This window comes from Arthrobacter ruber, from assembly GCF_002954225.1.
GTDB classification, from domain to species: domain Bacteria; phylum Actinomycetota; class Actinomycetes; order Actinomycetales; family Micrococcaceae; genus Arthrobacter_D; species Arthrobacter_D ruber.
Genome location: NZ_PPTH01000015.1, coordinates 87893 through 104923, shown reverse-complemented (window position 1 = coordinate 104923; position 17031 = coordinate 87893). Strand labels below are relative to the sequence as shown.

The window sequence follows — 17031 nt, the reverse complement described above, 5'->3', positions numbered from 1 at the left end:
GCCCGCCGTGCCGCGGTAGGCGGTGCGGAGGCTGCGGGCTTCCTGGCCGCCGGGCTCTCCGTCGTCGGACGTCTCCCCGGGAGCCTGCGGGTCCTGCGCGTCCTCGTACCCGGCGTCGTGCGCGAGCGCGTCCTCGCCGTCGACGGCGTCGTCGTGCGTGTCCGGGGCGTCGTGTGGCTGGTTCACCGCACCAGCCTAGCCGCCGCCCCGTGGACCGCCGGCCCGGGACGTCAGGTGCGAGACGCCCACACCGGGCGTCCACCGCCTCGCCCCGTCGCCCTGCGGCGGACCCCGAGCGACCGGCCATCGGAGGTCCCGGGCCGGTCCGGGCACCGCCGGTAGCATGACAGGGTGAGCCACACCGCCGTCCAGCCCCGACGGGACAGTCCCCAGCCGCGCGGATCCTGGATCGTCGCTCCAGCACAGGCCTTCACGCGGGCGGACCTCACCTCCCGCCTCCTCGGCGCCGCAGCCCCCGGCGGACCGCTGCGCTGGCTCCTGCCGCTCGCCATGGCGGTGCTCGGCGGGATCCTGCGGTTCATACGCCTCGGCGAGCCCGGGTCGCTCGTCTTCGACGAGACCTACTACGTCAAGGACGCCTACTCCCTGCTGCAGTCGGGCTACGAGCGCGAATGGCCCGAGAACGCCAACGACTCCTTCAATGCTGGCAACCCCGACGTCCTGCTGGACACCCCGGACTACGTGGTGCATCCGCCGGTCGGCAAATGGATGATCGCGTTCGGCATGATCCTCTTCGGCTCCGACAACGCCTTCGGCTGGCGCTTCTCCGCGGCCGCCATCGGCACCCTCTCGGTCCTCCTGCTCGCCCTCGTGGCCCAGCGCATGTTCGGCTCGGCCCTGCTCGGCGCCGCCGCAGGGCTCCTCCTCGCCATCGACGGCCACCACCTCGTGGAATCGCGGACGTCGCTGCTGGACATCTTCCTGAGCTTCTGGCTGCTCGCCGCGTTCGCCGCACTGCTCCTCGACCGCGACGACGGCAGGCAGCGCCTGGCGCGGCGCCTCGCTGCCCGGGCGGACGACGGCGGTCCCCCGCCACCGGCGCGGCTGACGTACGGGCCCTTCCTCGGCTTCCGCGCCTGGCGTTTCGTGGCCGGCATCTGTCTCGGGCTCGCCGTCGGCACCAAGTGGTCCGCCCTTCCGTTCATCGCCGCCTTCGGCCTCCTGACGGTCGCCTGGGACATGAGCGCGCGCCGGATCGCCGGCGTGCACCGCTGGATCCTCGCGGGCGCCCTCAAGGACGGGCTGCCGGCGTTCCTGTGCATCGTCCCGGTGGCCGCTCTGACCTACCTCGGTACGTGGACGGGCTGGTTCCGCTCGGAGGACGCCTACGACCGCACGTGGGCCGAGCGGAACCCGTCGGAGCAGTGGGGATGGCTCCCGGACGGGCTGCGCTCGCTCGCCGAGTACCACCGGAGCGCGTTCAGCTTCCACCAGGGCCTGTCCTCGGACCATCCGTACGAGGCCAGCGCCTGGTCCTGGCTCGTCATGGGACGGCCGACGTCGTTCTTCTACGAGAAGCCCGCCGGCTGCGACGCCGAAACCTGCTCACAGGCCGTGACGGTCCTCGGTAATCCGCTCATCTGGTGGAGTGCGGCGCTGTCCCTGCTCGTGCTCGTGTTCTTCTGGCTCGGCCGCCGCGACTGGCGCGCCGCCGCCATCCTGACCGGCGTCGCGGCAGGCTACCTGCCATGGTTCCTGTACCCGGAGCGCACCACCTTCTACTTCTACGCCGTGGCCTTCGAACCGTTCCTCGTCCTGGCCCTGGTCTACTGCCTCGGCCTCGTGCTGGGCGGACCGGGCGCGGACAGCGCCCGCCGCAGAGGGGGTATCGTGCTGGTGGGGGTCTTCCTGGCCGCTGCCGTGGCGCTGTCCGCCTATTTCCTGCCCATCTGGACGGCGGAGATCATCCCCTACGACCAGTGGCGCATGCGCATGTGGCTGCGGAGCTGGATCTAGGGCCGAGGCCCACCCGAACCCCCTGGAACGAAAGCGAGCACTGGTGCGCGAAGCCATCACGGAACTGCTGGTCCGCCTCCCGGCGACCGGCAACACCACGGACCTGCTCCTGCAGACCCATGACGCCGATCCGGCGCGTGCGCTGTACGCGGTGCGGTCCGAGGGACGGTGGCGGGACGTCCCGGCCGCGGAGTTCCTCCGGCAGGTGACATCGCTGGCCAAGGGGCTGGTGGCCCAGGGCGTGCAGCCGGGCGACACCGTCGCGGTGATGTCCAGGACGCGCTACGAGTGGACGCTCGCCGACGTCGCCATCTGGTTCGCCGGAGCGGTGACCGTGCCGATCTACGAGACCTCCTCCGCCCATCAGGTGGCCTGGATCCTCGAGGACGCCCAGCCCGCCGTCGTCTTCGTGGAGGACCAGGGGAAGGCCGACGTCGTCCTCGATGCCGCTGCCCGCGCCGGCCGGACCGGGACGACCACCGTGGTCCACCTCACCGGCGGAGGCGTCGACGGGACCGCGACCGTCGCGTCGCTCTCCGCCTCGGGCGCGGCCGTCTCCGACGGTGCGCTGGAGACGGCGCGGACCTCCCGCGGCCTCGCCGACGCCGCGTCCATCGTCTACACCTCGGGCACCACGGGCCGGCCGAAGGGCTGCGTCATCACCCACGGCAACTTCGCGCTGTTCGCGGTGAACACCCTGGAGTTCCTGCCCGAGTTCCTGAAGCAGGAGAACGCCCGCACGCTCATGTTCCTGCCCCTCGCGCACGTCCTGGCGCGTGCCGTGCAGGTGGTGTGCTTCACGGGGGGCATCAAGCTGGCGCACTCCGGCTCCGCGGCGCAGCTGCTCGAGGACCTCACGACCTTCCGGCCGACCTTCCTCCTCGCCGTCCCCCGGATCTTCGAGAAGATCCACGCGACGGCGGGGCGGCGGGCCGCCGAGGCCGGCAAGGGGCGCCTGTTCGCGGCAGCGGAGCGGACCGCCGTCGCCTACTCGCAGGCCGTCGACGCCCGGGGACGGGGCGGTCGCGGACCCACGCCGGTCCTGCGCGCATCGCACGCCGTCTTCGACCGCCTCGTCTACCCCCGGCTGCGCGGCGTGTTCGGCGGTGAGGTCACGTACACGGTGTCCGGTGCCAGTCCGCTCAGTGAGCACCTGGCCCATTTCTTCCGCGGTGCGGGCATCCTCGTCCAGGAGGGCTACGGGCTCACGGAGAGCACGGCGCCCTGCACCGTGAACACCGTGTCCCTGACCCGCGTGGGCTCCGTGGGCATCCCCATGCCCGGCATGAGCGTGAGGCTCGACGACGACGGCGAGGTCCAGGTGAAGGGGGCGGCGGTCTTCGCCGGCTACCACCGCAACGACGAGGCGACGGCCGCGGCCTTCACCGCCGACGGGTACTTCCGCACGGGTGACATCGGGTCGCTCGACGAGGACGGGTTCCTGACCATCACCGGCCGCAAGAAGGACATCCTCGTCACCGCCGGCGGCAAGAACGTGGCGCCCGGCCCGCTCGAGGAGAAGCTCCGGGAGAACGTGCTCGTCTCGCAGGCCGTGGTGGTCGGCGAGGGCAGGCCCTTCATCGCGGCACTCATCAGCCTGGACCGCGAGACCCTCGGCCCGTGGGCCGCAGCGTACGGGAAGCCGGGTCTGACCCCGGCGGAGGCCGCGCGCGACGCCGACGTCCTGGCCGAACTGCAGGCCGCGGTCGACGCCGCGAACGCGACCGTCTCGCAGGCCGAGCAGATCCGGCGGTTCACGGTGCTGGACGTCGAGTTCACGGTCGAGTCCGGGCACCTGACGCCTACCCTGAAGCTGAAGCGGGCCGCCGTCGTCGCGGACCACGAGGACGCGCTGGGCGAGCTGTACGGCGCGGGGCGGTAGGGCCGCTAGGAGGCGTCGAGCGCCTCGCGGTACCGCGCCTGGGCGGCGTCCTGGGCCAGCATCGACCGCTCGCGCCGGACCCTGGTGGGCCAGGTGAGGATGAGCGTGAGCACGGTCGCCGCGAGCACGAGCACCGCGACGGTGATGGCGGAGTCCGTCCAGAACTGCTCCGGGAACAGGCGGATCAGCGTGTCGTCCGCCCGGAAGGTCCAGGTGCCGTCGGCGAAGAACAGCGCATGCACCTGCGTGAAGAAGGTCTGCCATGCGAGCACCGCGAGGACGGTCAGGGCGACGATGCCCACCAGCGTCAGGACCGCACCGGCGAACAGCGCCCGCCTGATGCTGCCCTTGTACCGCCGGGCGAGGTAGACGCACGCGAGCACCGACAGCACGAACAGCACCAGCGCGATGAAGAAGGACAGCCCGAGCACGCCCTTCACGTCCGCCATGTGCCCCACCTCGGACTCGAGGAACAGGGGCTCCCCCTCGGGCGTGACCAGGCCGCCCAGGTAGCGCGGCGGCGCGAAGTTCAGCACGTAGTCGAGGGCGTAGGATCCGTAGGTCATGCGGTCGTCGAGCGAGAAGCCGAACCGGTCCGCCGGGAAGCCCGGCCGGTGGTACTCGAGCCAGAGGAACGACGACGTCGCGACGGCACGGACGGCCGCCGCCACCACGATGACGGGGAAGAACAGGGCGACGACGACCTGCAGGAAGCGCGGCAGGACGGGCTTCGCGGCGACGGCCTGGTCACGCACCGCGGCGCGGCGCGCGACGTCCTTGTCCGGGGGACGCACCGAGAGCGCCGCCGTGTCGGTGGACGGTTCGTCCACGCGCGACGACCCCGCATGGCTGCCGCTCGTAGGGAGGGCTGCGACGGGGGATGCGGTCACCTCCCCGGTGCGACCCTCGTTCGCCTCGTCCGCGGGTGCACCGTGCGGGTGCTCGTCGCGGGCGGGATCCTCCGTCACCCCGTGCTGGTCCGTCCCGCCGGCGGACGCCTCCGCCTCAGGGTCCTCGGCAGTGCCGTGCGCGGTGGCCTCGGAAGCGGGCGCACCGGAAGCAGTGCTGCCGGCAGAGGTGGCCCCGACTGCCGTGGCCCCGCCCGTCACGGGCAGCATGCGGGTCGGAGCCCCTCCGGACCTGTCGCCGTCGTCCATCGGGCTGGAATGGCCGCCGTCGTCGTTCGGGCGAACATCGTCACCGGCCGTGTAGGCACGGTCGTCAGCCCTGTCGGCGGGTTCCTCCGGGTCGTCGGTACCGATGCGCGAGAGGTCGGGCAGGGTTCCCGCCTTCCGCCGGGGGAGGTCGTGGCGCTGGGCGATCCCGGGGACGGAGCCGTCGTCGCGGCTCACCCCGGCAGACGAACCGGCAGCGGACCCGGCGGCGGACGCACCCGCCGCACCGGCAGGGCTTCCGGGCTCGTCCTGCGAACGTGCGCCCGGAACGGATGGACGGGTGCTGTCGGTCTCTGCCACTGCGTTGTCTCCTCGATCGATGCCCGCCGGCGCTGATCCCGGCGTCATTCGACAGTACCGGGCGGACCCACGCCCCCGGGGCAGACACCCCCGGGCACACCGGCGATGCCCGCGCGCCGGCGGACCTCAGGCGGTGGCGACGGCGGCGTCCCCCCGGTCGACGACGCTCAGGTCCCCCCGATGCCCGGCTGCGAACGCGCGCCGGCCGAGGATCAGGGTGTACGCCCAGTACGCCGCGAAGACCAGGAATCCGATGGTCAGCCGGAGCCATGGCGGTAGTCCGCTCGGCGTCACGAAGCCCTCGACGAGGCCCGAGACGAGCAGCACCAGCACCAGCCCGAGTGCGACCGTGATGAGGGACCGCCCCTCCTCGGCGAGGGCCACCGACCGCAGCCGGCGTCCCGGCGCCACCCACGCCCAGAAGAGACGGAGCCCCGCAGCAGTGGCGATGAAGATCGCCGTGAGTTCCATGAAGCCGTGCGGCAGGATGTAGACGAAGAAGACGTCGAGGCGGTCGTAGGACGCCATCATCCCGGCAGCCATGCCGACGCCCTGTGCGTTCTGGTAGAGGATCATCGCCGGCCAGACACCGGTGATCCCGAAGGCGACGGCCTGCAGCGCGATCCAGGCGTTGTTCGTCCACACCAGCCCGGCGAAGGACGCCGCAGGATTCTCCGAGTAGTAGTCGATGAAGTCCTCCTCCACGTAGCGGCGGAGATCCTCGTCCGTGCCGAGTGCCCCGAGGACGCCGGGGGTCTGGACCACCCAGAATCCGTAGAGCGTCGCCACGGCGAGGAAGAGCACACCGACCACCACAGTGAGCAGGCGGACCCGGTAGAAGGCGGCGGGCAGGGAGAACACGAAGAACTGCGCCACGTCCTCCAGGACGTTGGACCTCGCCCCCGTGAAGCGTGTGCGGGCGCGGGACAGCCGTGTGGACAGCGCCCCCGACAGGGCGCTCTCGGGATCGACCGAGCGGATGATGGACAGGTGCGTCGACACGCGCTGGTACAGAACCAGCAGCTCGTCCGCCTGCGCGCCGTCGAGCCTGCGCCGGGCCACGAGTTCGTCCAGCCGTTGCCAGTCGCTGCGGTGCACTGCGATAAAGGCGTCCACATCCATGCGCCAACCCTATAGTCCCGTCCCGGCGGCGGGCCGCCCGGCGCGGCCCCGCACCCGGATCACCCGGGTGACGTCGCGGCGATAGGCTGGCCCCAGCGCACCAGCAGACCCAGGGGGAGCACATGAGTTCGGTCGTCACCGGCGAGGCAGTCGTCCTCGAGCTCAAGCCGGCCGGCTTCGCCGCGCGCGGGCTGAGCATCATCATCGACGTCGTCGCACAGATCGTCCTCGGGGTGCTGCTGATCCTGCTCGTCGGGAACGTCTTCGGCGGAGTGCTGGACCCGGCGCTCACCGGCGCGCTCCTGCTCGTCCTCGTCGTTCTGCTCTTCGTCGTCGTGCCCGTGACCGTGGAGACCCTCACGCGCGGGAAGTCCCTCGGACGACTGGTCATGGGGCTGCGGATCGTGCGCGACGACGGCGGCGCGATCCGCTTCCGGCACGCCTTCATCCGCGGCATGCTCGCGGTCCTCGAGATCTACATGCTCCTCGGCTCGCTCGCCTTCCTCGTGTCCCTGTTCAACGAGCGGTCCAAGCGCCTCGGGGACCTGCTCGCCGGGACGTACGCCATGCGGGAGCGCGTGGTCGCCAGGCCACGGGCGCTCGCCGTCATGCCCCCGCGCCTGCAGCAGTGGTCGGAGACGGCGGACATCGGCCGCCTGCCCGACGCCCTGGCGCGCAGGATGTCGCAGTTCCTCGCACAGGCTCCGAGGCTCACGCCGCAGGCGCGGCGTGAGCTGTCCCTGGATCTGGCCGCCGAGGCGAGCCACCACGTCTCCCCTCCGCCGCCCCTGGACACCCACCCCGAGGAGTTCCTCCACGCCGTGATGGCGGCGCGCCGCGAGCGTGACTACGCGGCCATGATGCGGCAGCGCGGGCGCACGGAGGCCACAGCGAGAAGGCTCCACACGCTGCCCTTCGGCTAGCGTGCGGAGCCTTCCTGCGAGGAGGCGCGGGGGCCGCCCTACGGCTGGTTGACCCACTCGGTCCAGGGCACGTTCCAGTCGCCGAACCCGTCCCAGACGTACATGGGCCCGTAGTCCGTGTTGAGGATCTGCACCACGTCGCCGGGGCCGAAGGTGTTGTAGAAGTACTCCGCCCCCTCGGGCGACATGCCAATGCAGCCGTGCGAGACATTGAAGGAGCCGAGCGCCTCCTGCGCCGCCGGCAGCGCCTCGTGGACGAACGCGCCGCCGTTGCTGAGCCGGCTCGCGTGGTTCACGACCGTCGGCGGGTAGTACGCGGGATCGCCGGGCTCGAGCCCGATGGACTCCGCAGTGAACCGGGTGGTCTCGTAGTGCTCCATGACCACCATGTACCCCTCGGTGGAGGGCCAGTCCTCGGTGCCGAGGGTGACGGGGAACGTCCTGTCCAGCCTGCCGTCCAGGTAGACGTTCATGGTCTTGGTCGCATTGTCGACGACGGCGAGGCGCGTGTTGTGCGTCTTCACGGTCATCGTCCGGTCGGCGTTGCCGATCATGCCGTTGCCGAAATCGACGCCGAACAGGTTGGCGTCGACCGTGATGGTGCTGTTCGGGGCCCAGAACGTCTCGGGACGGTAGCGGACCTTCGTCTCGGACAGCCAGTAGAAGGCGCCGGGCTGGCCGCTGGTGCTGGTGACGGTGATGGCCTCCTCCACCGCGTCCCGGTTGGTGACGGGTTCGCTGAACCTGAACTCGAGCGGCTGGCCCGTGCCCACGGTGCTGCCGTCGAGCGGGAACATGGAGGCGTCGGCCTCGTTCGCGGGCTGGACGGTCGTGAAGGTCGAGGTCTTGCGCTGCGCCTGGCCCGCGGAGTCGAGCACGGTGTAGGAGAAGGTGTACTCGGTGTCGAAGGCGAGGCGGTCGCTGGCGGTCCAGGTGGTGCCGTCGGCCGAGATGGTGCCCTCGACCGGCGTGCCGCCCGCGCTCGGAGCGAGCTCGACGGCGTCCAGCGTGGCACCCTCCACCCTGACGGCCGCGACGGTGGCCGGGTTGACGGCATAGGCCCGATCCGTGGGGGTGACGCCCACGGCCACGTCGGCGGGAGGAGGCTGCGTCGCTGTCGCGTCCGCGCTCGCCCGGGGGTCCGGCTCGGCGGTCGAGGGGGCGGGCGACTGGCTGGGCGACGGCGCGGATGATGCCGCGTCGTCCCAGGGCGATGCCGTGGCGATCCCCACGCCTCCACCGATCACGACGACGGCCGCGCTCCCGATGGCCGCGATCTTCCAGCCCTTCCGGTGCGCCGCGGCCCTGCCCGACTCCTGCTTCATGCGCATGTCTCCACCCCTCATGTGACTGCTTCTGTGCGATGGTACGCGACGGGGCCGATCCAATGGTGCAGGCGGCGGATGATGTCCTACAACGATCCGGCCACTGCCGGCACCCCTGCGGGGTACCTGCAGCGGCCGGGAAACCGGGGCCCGGTTGCGCCTAGTAGCGGTACTGCTCGGACTTGTACGGACCGGCGACGTCGATGTCGAGGTACTCGGCCTGGCCCTTGGTGAGCTCCGTCAGTTCCACACCGAGGGCGTCGAGGTGCAGGCGCGCCACCTTCTCGTCGAGCATCTTCGGCAGCACGTACACCTCGTTCTCGTACTCGCGGTTGCCCTCGGCGTCCTCCTGCTCGAACTTCGTGTACAGCTCGATCTGCGCGATGGTCTGGTTCGCGAAGGAGTTGCTCATGACGAACGAGGGGTGTCCGGTGGCGTTGCCGAGGTTCAGCAGGCGGCCCTCGGAGAGCATGATGATCGAGTGCTGCTCCACGCCGTCGGCCTCGGCGGCAGGGATGACCCACTCGTGGACCTGCGGCTTGATCTCGATCTTCTCGACGCCGGGGATGCGGGCGAGGCCCGCGATGTCGATCTCGTTGTCGAAGTGGCCGATGTTCCCGACGATCGCCTGGTGCTTCATGCCCGCCATGTGGCGGGCCATGATGACGTCCTTGTTGCCGGTGGTGGTGATGAAGATGTCGCCCTGGGCGAGCACCGTCTCGAGCTTGGCCACCTGGTAGCCGTCCATGGCGGCCTGCAGCGCGCAGATGGGGTCGATCTCGGTGACGATCACGCGGGCGCCCTGGCCGCGCAGCGCCTCGGCCGCGCCCTTGCCGACGTCGCCGTAGCCGCACACGACCGCCACCTTGCCGCCGATGAGGACGTCCGTGGCCCGGTTCAGTCCGTCGGGCAGGGAATGCCGGATGCCGTACTTGTTGTCGAACTTGGACTTCGTGACGGAGTCGTTGACGTTGATCGCCGGGAACAGGAGCTTGCCCTGGGCGGCGAGCTGGTACAGGCGGTGCACGCCCGTCGTCGTCTCCTCGGTGACACCCTTGATGCCGGCCGCGATGGTCGTCCACTTCTGCGGCTCGGACCCGATCGTGGACCGCAGGGTGTCGAGGAACACCGTGTACTCGTGGGAGTAGTCGGCGTCGCCCTCCTGCGGGTCGGCCGGCACCGCTCCGAGCGCCTCGAACTCCGCGCCCTTGTGCACGAGCATCGTGGCGTCGCCGCCGTCGTCGAGGATCATGTTGGGGCCGAGGCCCTCGGCCTGGCCGGGCCACGTCAGGATCTGCGTGGCGGTCCACCAGTAGTCCTCGAGCGACTCGTTCTTCCAGGCGAAGACGGGTACGCCCGCGGGCTCCTCGACGGTACCGTTACCCACGACGACGGCGGCCGCTGCCTCGTCCTGGGTGGAGAAGATGTTGCAGGAGGCCCAGCGGACCTCGGCACCGAGCGCGGTGAGCGTCTCGATGAGGACGGCCGTCTGCACCGTCATGTGGAGCGACCCGGCGATGCGGGCACCGGCGAGGGGCTGGGCATCGGCGTACTCGCGGCGCAGGGCCATGAGCCCTGGCATCTCGTGCTCCGCGAGGCGGATCTGGTGGCGTCCTGCCTCCGCGAGGGAGAGGTCGGCGACTTTGTGGTCGAACATGATGATGGTCCTAGCTGTGGTTCGTAGGCTTCGGGGAGATACGGGGCGCCCGGCCTTCAGGGGGTGGGAGCGGCACCGTCGAGGACTTCGGCGCGCAGGAGCACCGGGATGCCCTCGTCGAGACCGTAGGTCAGGGGCCGGCCGTCGGGTCCGGGGGCCGACGACCGCAGGACGGCGCCGTCCTGGACGAGCTTCGACCCCGTGACGGGACAACGCAGGACATCGAGCAGCTGTGCGGGGAGGTTCGCCATGGGGGAGGCTTTCGCGCTGAGAGGGACGGTGATTCCGCCTCCAAGTCTAGCGCGGGGAGGCTCGCCGGCCCGACGTCACGCCCGTCCTCGTGCGGGGTACTGCGGGGTCAGGGCTCGGGCAGGATCCGCAGGTGCCCTCGCCGCGCACCCGGGACGCCGGCCGGAGGCTCCATGGGCGCCTTGCTGCCACGCCTGGCCACGGCGGGCTGCTCCGTCGACGGTTCCGCTGCCGCTTCCCGCACGGCGTCGGCCAGCGCCAGGAGGTCGTCCGAATTGTGCTCCGGTGCTGCGTCGGGCAGCGTCAGACGGACCACTTCCCAGCCGCGGGGCACCGTCAGCCGTTCGGCGTGCACGGCGCACAGGTCGTAGGTGTGGGGTTCGGCGTAGGTCGCGAGCGGGCCGAGGACAGCCGTCGAGTCCGCGTAGACATAGGTGAGGGTGGCCACCGCCGGCCGCTGGCAGGCGGATCTGGAGCATTGACGGAGTGATCCCACGATCGGCAAGCCTACCGGCCTTCGGCTCCCCCGTCCCGCAGGACGCGCACGCGGCGCCCGGCGCATCCTCCCCGCCCCTTCCGGGAGTGCGGCAGCAGGGCACAAGGCTTAGAGTCTTTACATGCAGGATGCTTCCACCTTCTCGGTCAGGCTGACCGATCCCACGTCAGCGGAGGGTAGCCCGGCACGGTCGTTCTACGAACGGCGACGCAACCGCCGGGGACGGGGCATGCGCGGCGAGCTGCTTCCCGGGCACCTGCCGGGCTCCCGGTCCAGGTCCGAGCAGTTCGACGACTGGGTGATGGAGTCCGCGCAGCGGCTCGAACGCCTGTGGGGCGAGCGCATCCAGGACCTGCAGATCGTGGTGCAGGAGATCCCCGACGGCCTCGAGGACATGACGTCCGAGACGCTCCGCGGACTCCTCGGCTCCAGCTCCCCGGCCGCGCCCGGCAAACCCGCCGTCATCACCATCTACCGCCATCCTGTCCTCATGGCGGCCCGGTCCGTCCTGCCGGTCAACGAGCTCGTGCACGACGTCGTCGTCGAACAGACCGCGGAGATCATGGGCCTCGCACCCGAGGTGGTGGATCCCGCCTACGGCCGCTCCCAGGCCTGATCCCGAGCTCGGCGCGCCCGCAGCGCGCGGAGAGTCCCCGGGCCCGAGCACCGCGGCCCGACACGTCATGTCACGTCACTGCCGACGCAGGGCCGTCCCGGAACGGCGGGGCCGGCTAGTAGCCGAGTTCCACCGGGATGGTCTGCGGACCGGTGGCGCCGGCCGGGACGCCCGCCACCGAGATGCCAGCGACCTCCCCCGGAAGCGTCATGACCTGTGCGCCGTGGACGGGATCGCCGGTCGCGTTGATGACGACGCCCGCCGGCGAACTGCCGAGGGAGGAAGCCGGCACGGAGACCGAGGTACCGCCGGCGATGCCGATCACCACGGGGGCGCCGAGCGTCCCGTCCGCGGCGACGGGGGTCAGGGTCACCTCTCCCCTGCCGCTCGGCGCGCCCAGCACCAGCGACACGTCCACGCCCTCGGCCAGGGCCACGGCGTGGTCGGTGCCCAGGCGGACGGCGGAGGGAGCCCCGGCGAAGTCCACCGGCTCGCCGTCGTCGATCCCGCGCGTGACGCGCGCGGCCGCCACCACGGAGACGTCCGAGGTCACGGCGATCGTGTAGCCGCCCTCCGGCAGGGAGGTGAGCGGGAAGGCCGTGACGGCCCCGGCCGCCGCGGTCCCGACTCCCCCGCCGGGCAGCTCGACCTCGCCGTCGGGTCCGTAGACCTTGATGTCCAGCACGGCGTCGCTCGATCCGGGGACGAGCACCTGCAGTTCGGGGGCCGCGGTACCGTAGCCCTCCTGCTCGCGGATACGCTGTGCCGTCGCGGCGTCCTGCACGACGACGCCGGGCACCACCTGCGTGACGCCTGCCGCCGCGCTGGGCGACAGGAACTCGACGCCACCCGGCGTCAGGCCGCGCAGTACGCTCTGCTGGATGACGCCCGTCACCCGCCCGCCGTCGCTGCGGACACGGACGGCCACCCGGTCCAGGTCGCCGGCGAGACCACCGAGGACGATCTGCCGGGTCCCGCCGGGCGCCACGAGCTGGCCCCGCACACCGGCGCGCTCGATACGTCCTTCCGGTCCGTAGAGCTCGAGCGTCACCGTGGCGGGCGTGCCGGTGGGATTGGTCAGGGTGAGGATCGAGGACCGGCCCACGGTGGTCGCCGCCCCCAGCAGCCAGAAGTCGCTCGAGGGCACCTGGCAGCCCGTCGCGGCGAGCCCCCGCAGGTCGCCGTCGGAGGCGGTGTACGTGGAGGTCGCGGCCGCTACCGGGGTGAGGCCGCCCTGGGGCTGTGCGCGGAACAACGAGGGGGCATCGACGGAGACGTTCCGCGCCACTCCTGCCATCCGGCTGGTCAGCCCGTCCTCACCGCTGCTGGCCGGCGCGTCCGCGCCGAGCGACGCCTCGGGGACGAAGTCCCTGATGGAGGCCAGCGGCGCGCCCCCGCCGACGGGCAGCAGTCCGCTCCCGGTCAGGGTGGCGCTGAGGTCGCTCAGGACGAGTGCGGCGACCGTGGTCTTCGCCGTCGACGACGCCGGACCGAACTGCGGATCGGCGCCGTCGCCGGCTGCCTCGAGCAGGCGGGGCGGTGCGGGGCACACCGCGGTGTAGTCGCCGGCCGGCACGGCGGCCGCCGGAACCCGGACGTCGGTGGCGGGGAGCCCGACGAGCGCATCCGTCACGGTTCCGGAGGCGACGCCCGCCGTCGCCGCGAGGAGGACCACGCCGGCCGCGACACCGGCGGCGGTCCCGACGCGCGCGCGACGGCGGGCGCCGCTGGTCGCGGCCCTGTCACGGGCCACGGCGCGAGCGGCTACCGCCACCTCCTCGGCCCTCGACGGCGCGGCGTCCAGTCCCGGGAGGACGGCGGCCTCCGAGGACACACCCTGCTCGTTCTGCTGCCCGGTCTCCCGCTTGCGTCCCCACATCACATCGAGCTGCTTCCACTGGTCACGGGCTGCGGTTCCTCCACGAGGGCCCCGACGCCGTCGTCCGGGCCCGCCGCTGCAGTGGCGGCGGACGGTGTGGGACGCTCCCGGTGCGGCCGGCGCCCGCGCTCGGGCTGGACGATCCGCGGGCGGGACGGGAGGGGGATCGCCAGGAGGACCGTCATCGCGAGGAGGACGCCCTGGACGGCCTCGGCCCAGGGCTGGTACGGACTGACGTAGGACACCGTCACGGTGCCGCCCGCCGCAGGGAGGGCGAAGGCCTGCTGCCACCCGTCCGAGACGGCCTCGAGTTCCTCGCCGTCGAGGGTGGCACGCCAGCCGGCGTCCGCTTCCTCGGCGAGCACGAGGGTCCTGCCGTCCGCTCCGGCGGGGACGGTCCCCTCCGCGGCGATCGCCGAGGAGGGGACGGACGCCTCGGTGCGGCCGTCGGCGTCGACCACCCGCACGCGGGCGGTGCGGTCTCCGGTGTCCTCCGTCCCGTCCTGGAGGGTGGCGGGGGCGACGCGCCACAGGCGCCCGGCATCGGTATCACCCACGGCGGTCAGGCCCGGTACGGAACCGATCCGACCGCTGAGGAAGTCGCCCGCCGATGCTGACTGCTGCAGCACGACGAACCCCACGCCGAGATCGCGCAGGTCGCCGCGCGGATCCGCTCCTGTGGCGCCGACGATCACCGCGACCGTGGTGCGGAGGATCCGCGCCGACTCGGTGTCGTCGGCGAGCACCGGGTCACCACCCTGCAGCGCGCGTGCGGTGTAGACGGGGTTGAGCGCATCCAGGGTGGTACCGGATCCGCGCATGAGGGACGCCGTCACGGTGTCGTCGTCGTCGACCGTGATGACCAGCGTGCGGGTGCGGTCGGGGCCGGTCCCACGGTCTGCGGCGGTGGCGGGCAGCGGGCGTTCGGGCACGGGACCGATGCCTACGGCTGTCCCGAAGTCGTTGGTGCCGGGTTCGGCGTCAGGGGCCACCTCGGCCGGGCTGCCCGGGATGACCACGGGCTCGGCGACCACTGCGGGCGGGCCCGTGATCTCGGGAGCCAGCCACAGGGCGAGGGCGAGCAGCGGGCCGACGGCGAGGACCACCCCGCCTGCGAGGCGGAGGGCGCGGCGTCCGGTCCGCGCAGGAGCGGTCGGTGCGGACCCCTCGGGCCGTCCGGGCAGTCCCGACAGCGCGGCAGCGAGGAGGCAGAGGGAGACGACGGAGACCAGCGGCCCCGGGAACACCCCGATGAGCGAGGCGGCACCCACCGCGACCGGGAAGGCAGGCGCCGCGGCTGCGAGGGCGAGCGCCAGGACGGCGCACAGCCAGAACCGGCGTGCGGCCGAGCCGCTCCTGCGCGGCCGGAACAGGGCGGCGGCGGCGAGCAGGAGGACGGGTCCGCCCACGAGCACGGCGACGGCGAGCGACCAGGGCCCGACACCCAGGAATCCTGCGGCGGCGGGCGGCAGCATCGGGTCGAAGGACACCGGGAATCCGAGGAGCTGCTGCCAGGGGGCGGCCGGGTCGAAGGGCACCGGCACGCCGGGGTCGCCGAGGATCCCCCGCGGGGAGCGTACCGCGGACACCGTGTACGGCAGGTGGAGCGCCAGCACGGGCACGAGCGCCCACCACAGCGTGCGCGCCCGGCGTCGGCCCACGATGAGCGCGAACACCAGGCTCATCACGATCACCGGGAGCAGGGAGGGCGCGCCCGCAGCGACGACCGCGAGGACCAGTCCCGCGGAGGCACCCGCGGTCCAGCTGCGCGTCCCGTCGACGCCGGGGACGACGATCCCCTCCGGCAGGGCACGCGACGGGAGGCCGGCGCCGACCGCCCGGATGATCCCGAGCAGGGCCAGGGGCAGGAGGATGTGGGCGAGCAGTGCACCGAGACGACCGCTGCCCAGTGCCACCTGGAGGGCGGGTGCCGCTCCCCAGAAGAACGCCGCCCAGAGGCGCAGGCCGCGTGAGCGGGTCAGCGCCCCGGCCGCGATCCAGGCGGACAACCCCGCGAGCGGCAGTGCGCAGACGACCACGACGACGATCATGGTGTTCGCGGACCCCAGCCCGAGCAGGGACAGGAGCCACAGGACGTAGGAGAACGGTGAGCCGTGAGCCGCGACTCCGGTGCCGAGGCCCGTCCACCAGGTCGTCGCACTGGCCCAAATGGCGGCGGGGGTCCCCGCGGCCGGGAGCAGGGCACCGCCGGCCAGGGCACCGGCCCCGATGAGCCGGTGCAGACCCGTGAGGGCCGCGGTGAGGAGCACGACGACGGCCAGGAGCGCACCCGCCCCGACCCACAGGCGGGCGGGCGTGGCGAGGGCCACGAAGTCGTCGTTGCTGTCACCCGACGGGACGTACTCCTCCGCGCCCTGCACCCCGTCGGCGCCCGCCGCGGCACCGCGAGAGGTGAACGCATCCACGACCGACCTGCGGTGCGACCGGACCTCCCGCCGGGACGTGATCAGTGGGCGGACGATGGAGCGCGGGCGCTGCCGGCTCCGGGCGGCGGAGCGCCTCGAGCGCAGCAGCTGCAGCGGCCGGGACACCCCGGCGAGGCTGCCCAGGAGCTGCCCGGTGCCGTGGCCCGGGTCCTTGGCCAGGAGGCCGAGCAGGAGCCGTGCCAGTCCTCCCAGCACGGCCCCGACGGCGAGCAGGGGGACGTTCCAGGGCGCTGCGTGCTTGAGCCGGAGGTACACCTCGGCCGCGCGGGCGGCATGCGGGGTGGAGACGGGGTGGGGCCGCGCGGTGGCGTGGCACATCACGGCGCGCGGCACCACGACCACCCGGTTCCCGGCGAGGCGGTTGCGCCAGCACAGGTCGACGTCGTCGCCGACGCCGTGGAAGGCGGGGTCGAAGCCATCCAGGGCGTCCCAGGCGTCGCGGCGCACGAGCATGCCGGCGGAGTTGACGGCGAAGACGTCGCTGCGGGCGTCGTACTGGCCCTGGTCGTGCTCGTCCACGTCGATGAGCGTGAGCCGCTCAGCCCACCTGCTGATGGACAGTCCCACATCCACCAGCTCGCGGCGGTCGTCCCAGGCGACCTGCTTGGCGCCGGCGACGGTCACGGAGGGCGCGCGTTCGACGGCGAGCAGGAGTTCGGCGAGCGCCCCGGGTTCGGGCGCGGAGTCGTCGTGGAGGAACCACAGCCAGTCATGGGCGTCCCCGCCGGCGCCACGGTCGGGGATCTCCGCGACGGCGGTGCGGACCGCTGCACCGAAGCCTGCTCGCGGCGGCGCGCCCACCACGGGACTTCCGGTGGGCAGCTGCAACTGCAGGACGGACGCCGAGGAGTCCGTGGAACCGGTGTCGACGCCGACGCAGAAGTCAGCCCGGCGGGTCTGGCGTTGCAGCGCTTCCAGGGTCTCCGGAAGATACGCGGCGCCGTTGTGGGCTACGACAACGGCGGTGACGCGGAGCGGCAGTC

The 17031-nt window shown here is 72.4% G+C and carries 12 protein-coding genes; 4 read left to right on the top strand and 8 right to left on the bottom strand.

Annotated features, from left to right (window positions below; all coding sequences use genetic code 11):
* Positions 1 to 510 precede the first annotated feature (510 nt).
* Together CI785_RS07120 and CI785_RS07115 are read left to right on the top strand one after the other, a co-directional pair.
* Positions 511 to 1977, top strand: coding sequence for a dolichyl-phosphate-mannose--protein mannosyltransferase (locus tag CI785_RS07120; RefSeq protein ID WP_240615085.1), 1467 nt, complete (start codon positions 511 to 513; stop codon positions 1975 to 1977).
* A 43-nt stretch (positions 1978 to 2020) separates the two neighbouring features.
* Positions 2021 to 3859: an AMP-dependent synthetase/ligase gene (locus CI785_RS07115; protein ID WP_105031384.1), complete on the top strand. Its 1839-nt coding sequence runs from the start codon at positions 2021 to 2023 to the stop codon at positions 3857 to 3859.
* Between the two features lie 5 nt (positions 3860 to 3864).
* Here the strand turns inward: CI785_RS07115 and CI785_RS07110 are convergent, their stop codons facing one another.
* On the bottom strand, positions 3865 to 5334 hold the full coding sequence (locus tag CI785_RS07110; protein ID WP_240615057.1) for a TIGR01906 family membrane protein: 1470 nt from the start codon (positions 5332 to 5334) through the stop codon (positions 3865 to 3867).
* A gap of 126 nt (positions 5335 to 5460) precedes the next feature.
* Positions 5461 to 6456 carry a stage II sporulation protein M gene (locus CI785_RS07105; RefSeq protein WP_205753579.1) on the bottom strand — a complete coding sequence of 332 codons (996 nt, stop codon included), beginning with the start codon at positions 6454 to 6456 and terminating at the stop codon, positions 5461 to 5463.
* A gap of 122 nt (positions 6457 to 6578) precedes the next feature.
* On the opposite strand from CI785_RS07105, the gene CI785_RS07100 reads away from it, so the two are divergent.
* Positions 6579 to 7379, top strand: coding sequence for an RDD family protein (locus CI785_RS07100; protein WP_105031382.1), 801 nt, complete (start codon positions 6579 to 6581; stop codon positions 7377 to 7379).
* A 38-nt stretch (positions 7380 to 7417) separates the two neighbouring features.
* On the opposite strand, the gene CI785_RS07095 is transcribed toward CI785_RS07100, so the two are convergent.
* From CI785_RS07095 to CI785_RS07080, 4 genes are all read right to left on the bottom strand, one after another.
* Positions 7418 to 8710 (bottom strand): L,D-transpeptidase, encoded by a 1293-nt coding sequence (locus CI785_RS07095; protein ID WP_240615056.1) that lies wholly within the window; start codon positions 8708 to 8710, stop codon positions 7418 to 7420.
* Positions 8711 to 8864: 154 nt separating this feature from the next.
* Positions 8865 to 10364 carry an adenosylhomocysteinase gene (ahcY, locus tag CI785_RS07090; RefSeq protein ID WP_105031644.1) on the bottom strand — a complete coding sequence of 500 codons (1500 nt, stop codon included), beginning with the start codon at positions 10362 to 10364 and terminating at the stop codon, positions 8865 to 8867.
* 53 nt (positions 10365 to 10417) lie between these two features.
* Positions 10418 to 10612 carry a Trm112 family protein gene (locus tag CI785_RS07085; RefSeq protein ID WP_105031643.1) on the bottom strand — a complete coding sequence of 65 codons (195 nt, stop codon included), beginning with the start codon at positions 10610 to 10612 and terminating at the stop codon, positions 10418 to 10420.
* Positions 10613 to 10719: 107 nt separating this feature from the next.
* Positions 10720 to 11106 (bottom strand): DUF3499 domain-containing protein, encoded by a 387-nt coding sequence (locus CI785_RS07080; protein ID WP_105031642.1) that lies wholly within the window; start codon positions 11104 to 11106, stop codon positions 10720 to 10722.
* A gap of 121 nt (positions 11107 to 11227) precedes the next feature.
* Here CI785_RS07080 and CI785_RS07075 point away from each other — a divergent pair, with 121 nt between their 5' ends.
* The gene (locus tag CI785_RS07075; protein ID WP_105031381.1) at positions 11228 to 11722 is read left to right on the top strand and encodes a metallopeptidase family protein; all 495 of its coding nucleotides are present in this window, start codon (positions 11228 to 11230) and stop codon (positions 11720 to 11722) included.
* A gap of 115 nt (positions 11723 to 11837) precedes the next feature.
* On the opposite strand, the gene CI785_RS07070 is transcribed toward CI785_RS07075, so the two are convergent.
* Both CI785_RS07070 and CI785_RS07065 read right to left on the bottom strand, forming a co-directional pair.
* The gene (locus tag CI785_RS07070; RefSeq protein ID WP_240615084.1) at positions 11838 to 13601 is read right to left on the bottom strand and encodes a DUF5719 family protein; all 1764 of its coding nucleotides are present in this window, start codon (positions 13599 to 13601) and stop codon (positions 11838 to 11840) included.
* Positions 13601 to 17029: a glycosyltransferase gene (locus CI785_RS07065; protein ID WP_105031640.1), complete on the bottom strand. Its 3429-nt coding sequence runs from the start codon at positions 17027 to 17029 to the stop codon at positions 13601 to 13603. Before CI785_RS07065 ends, CI785_RS07070 begins: the two co-directional genes overlap by 1 nt.
* Between the last annotated feature and the right edge of the window lie 2 nt (positions 17030 to 17031).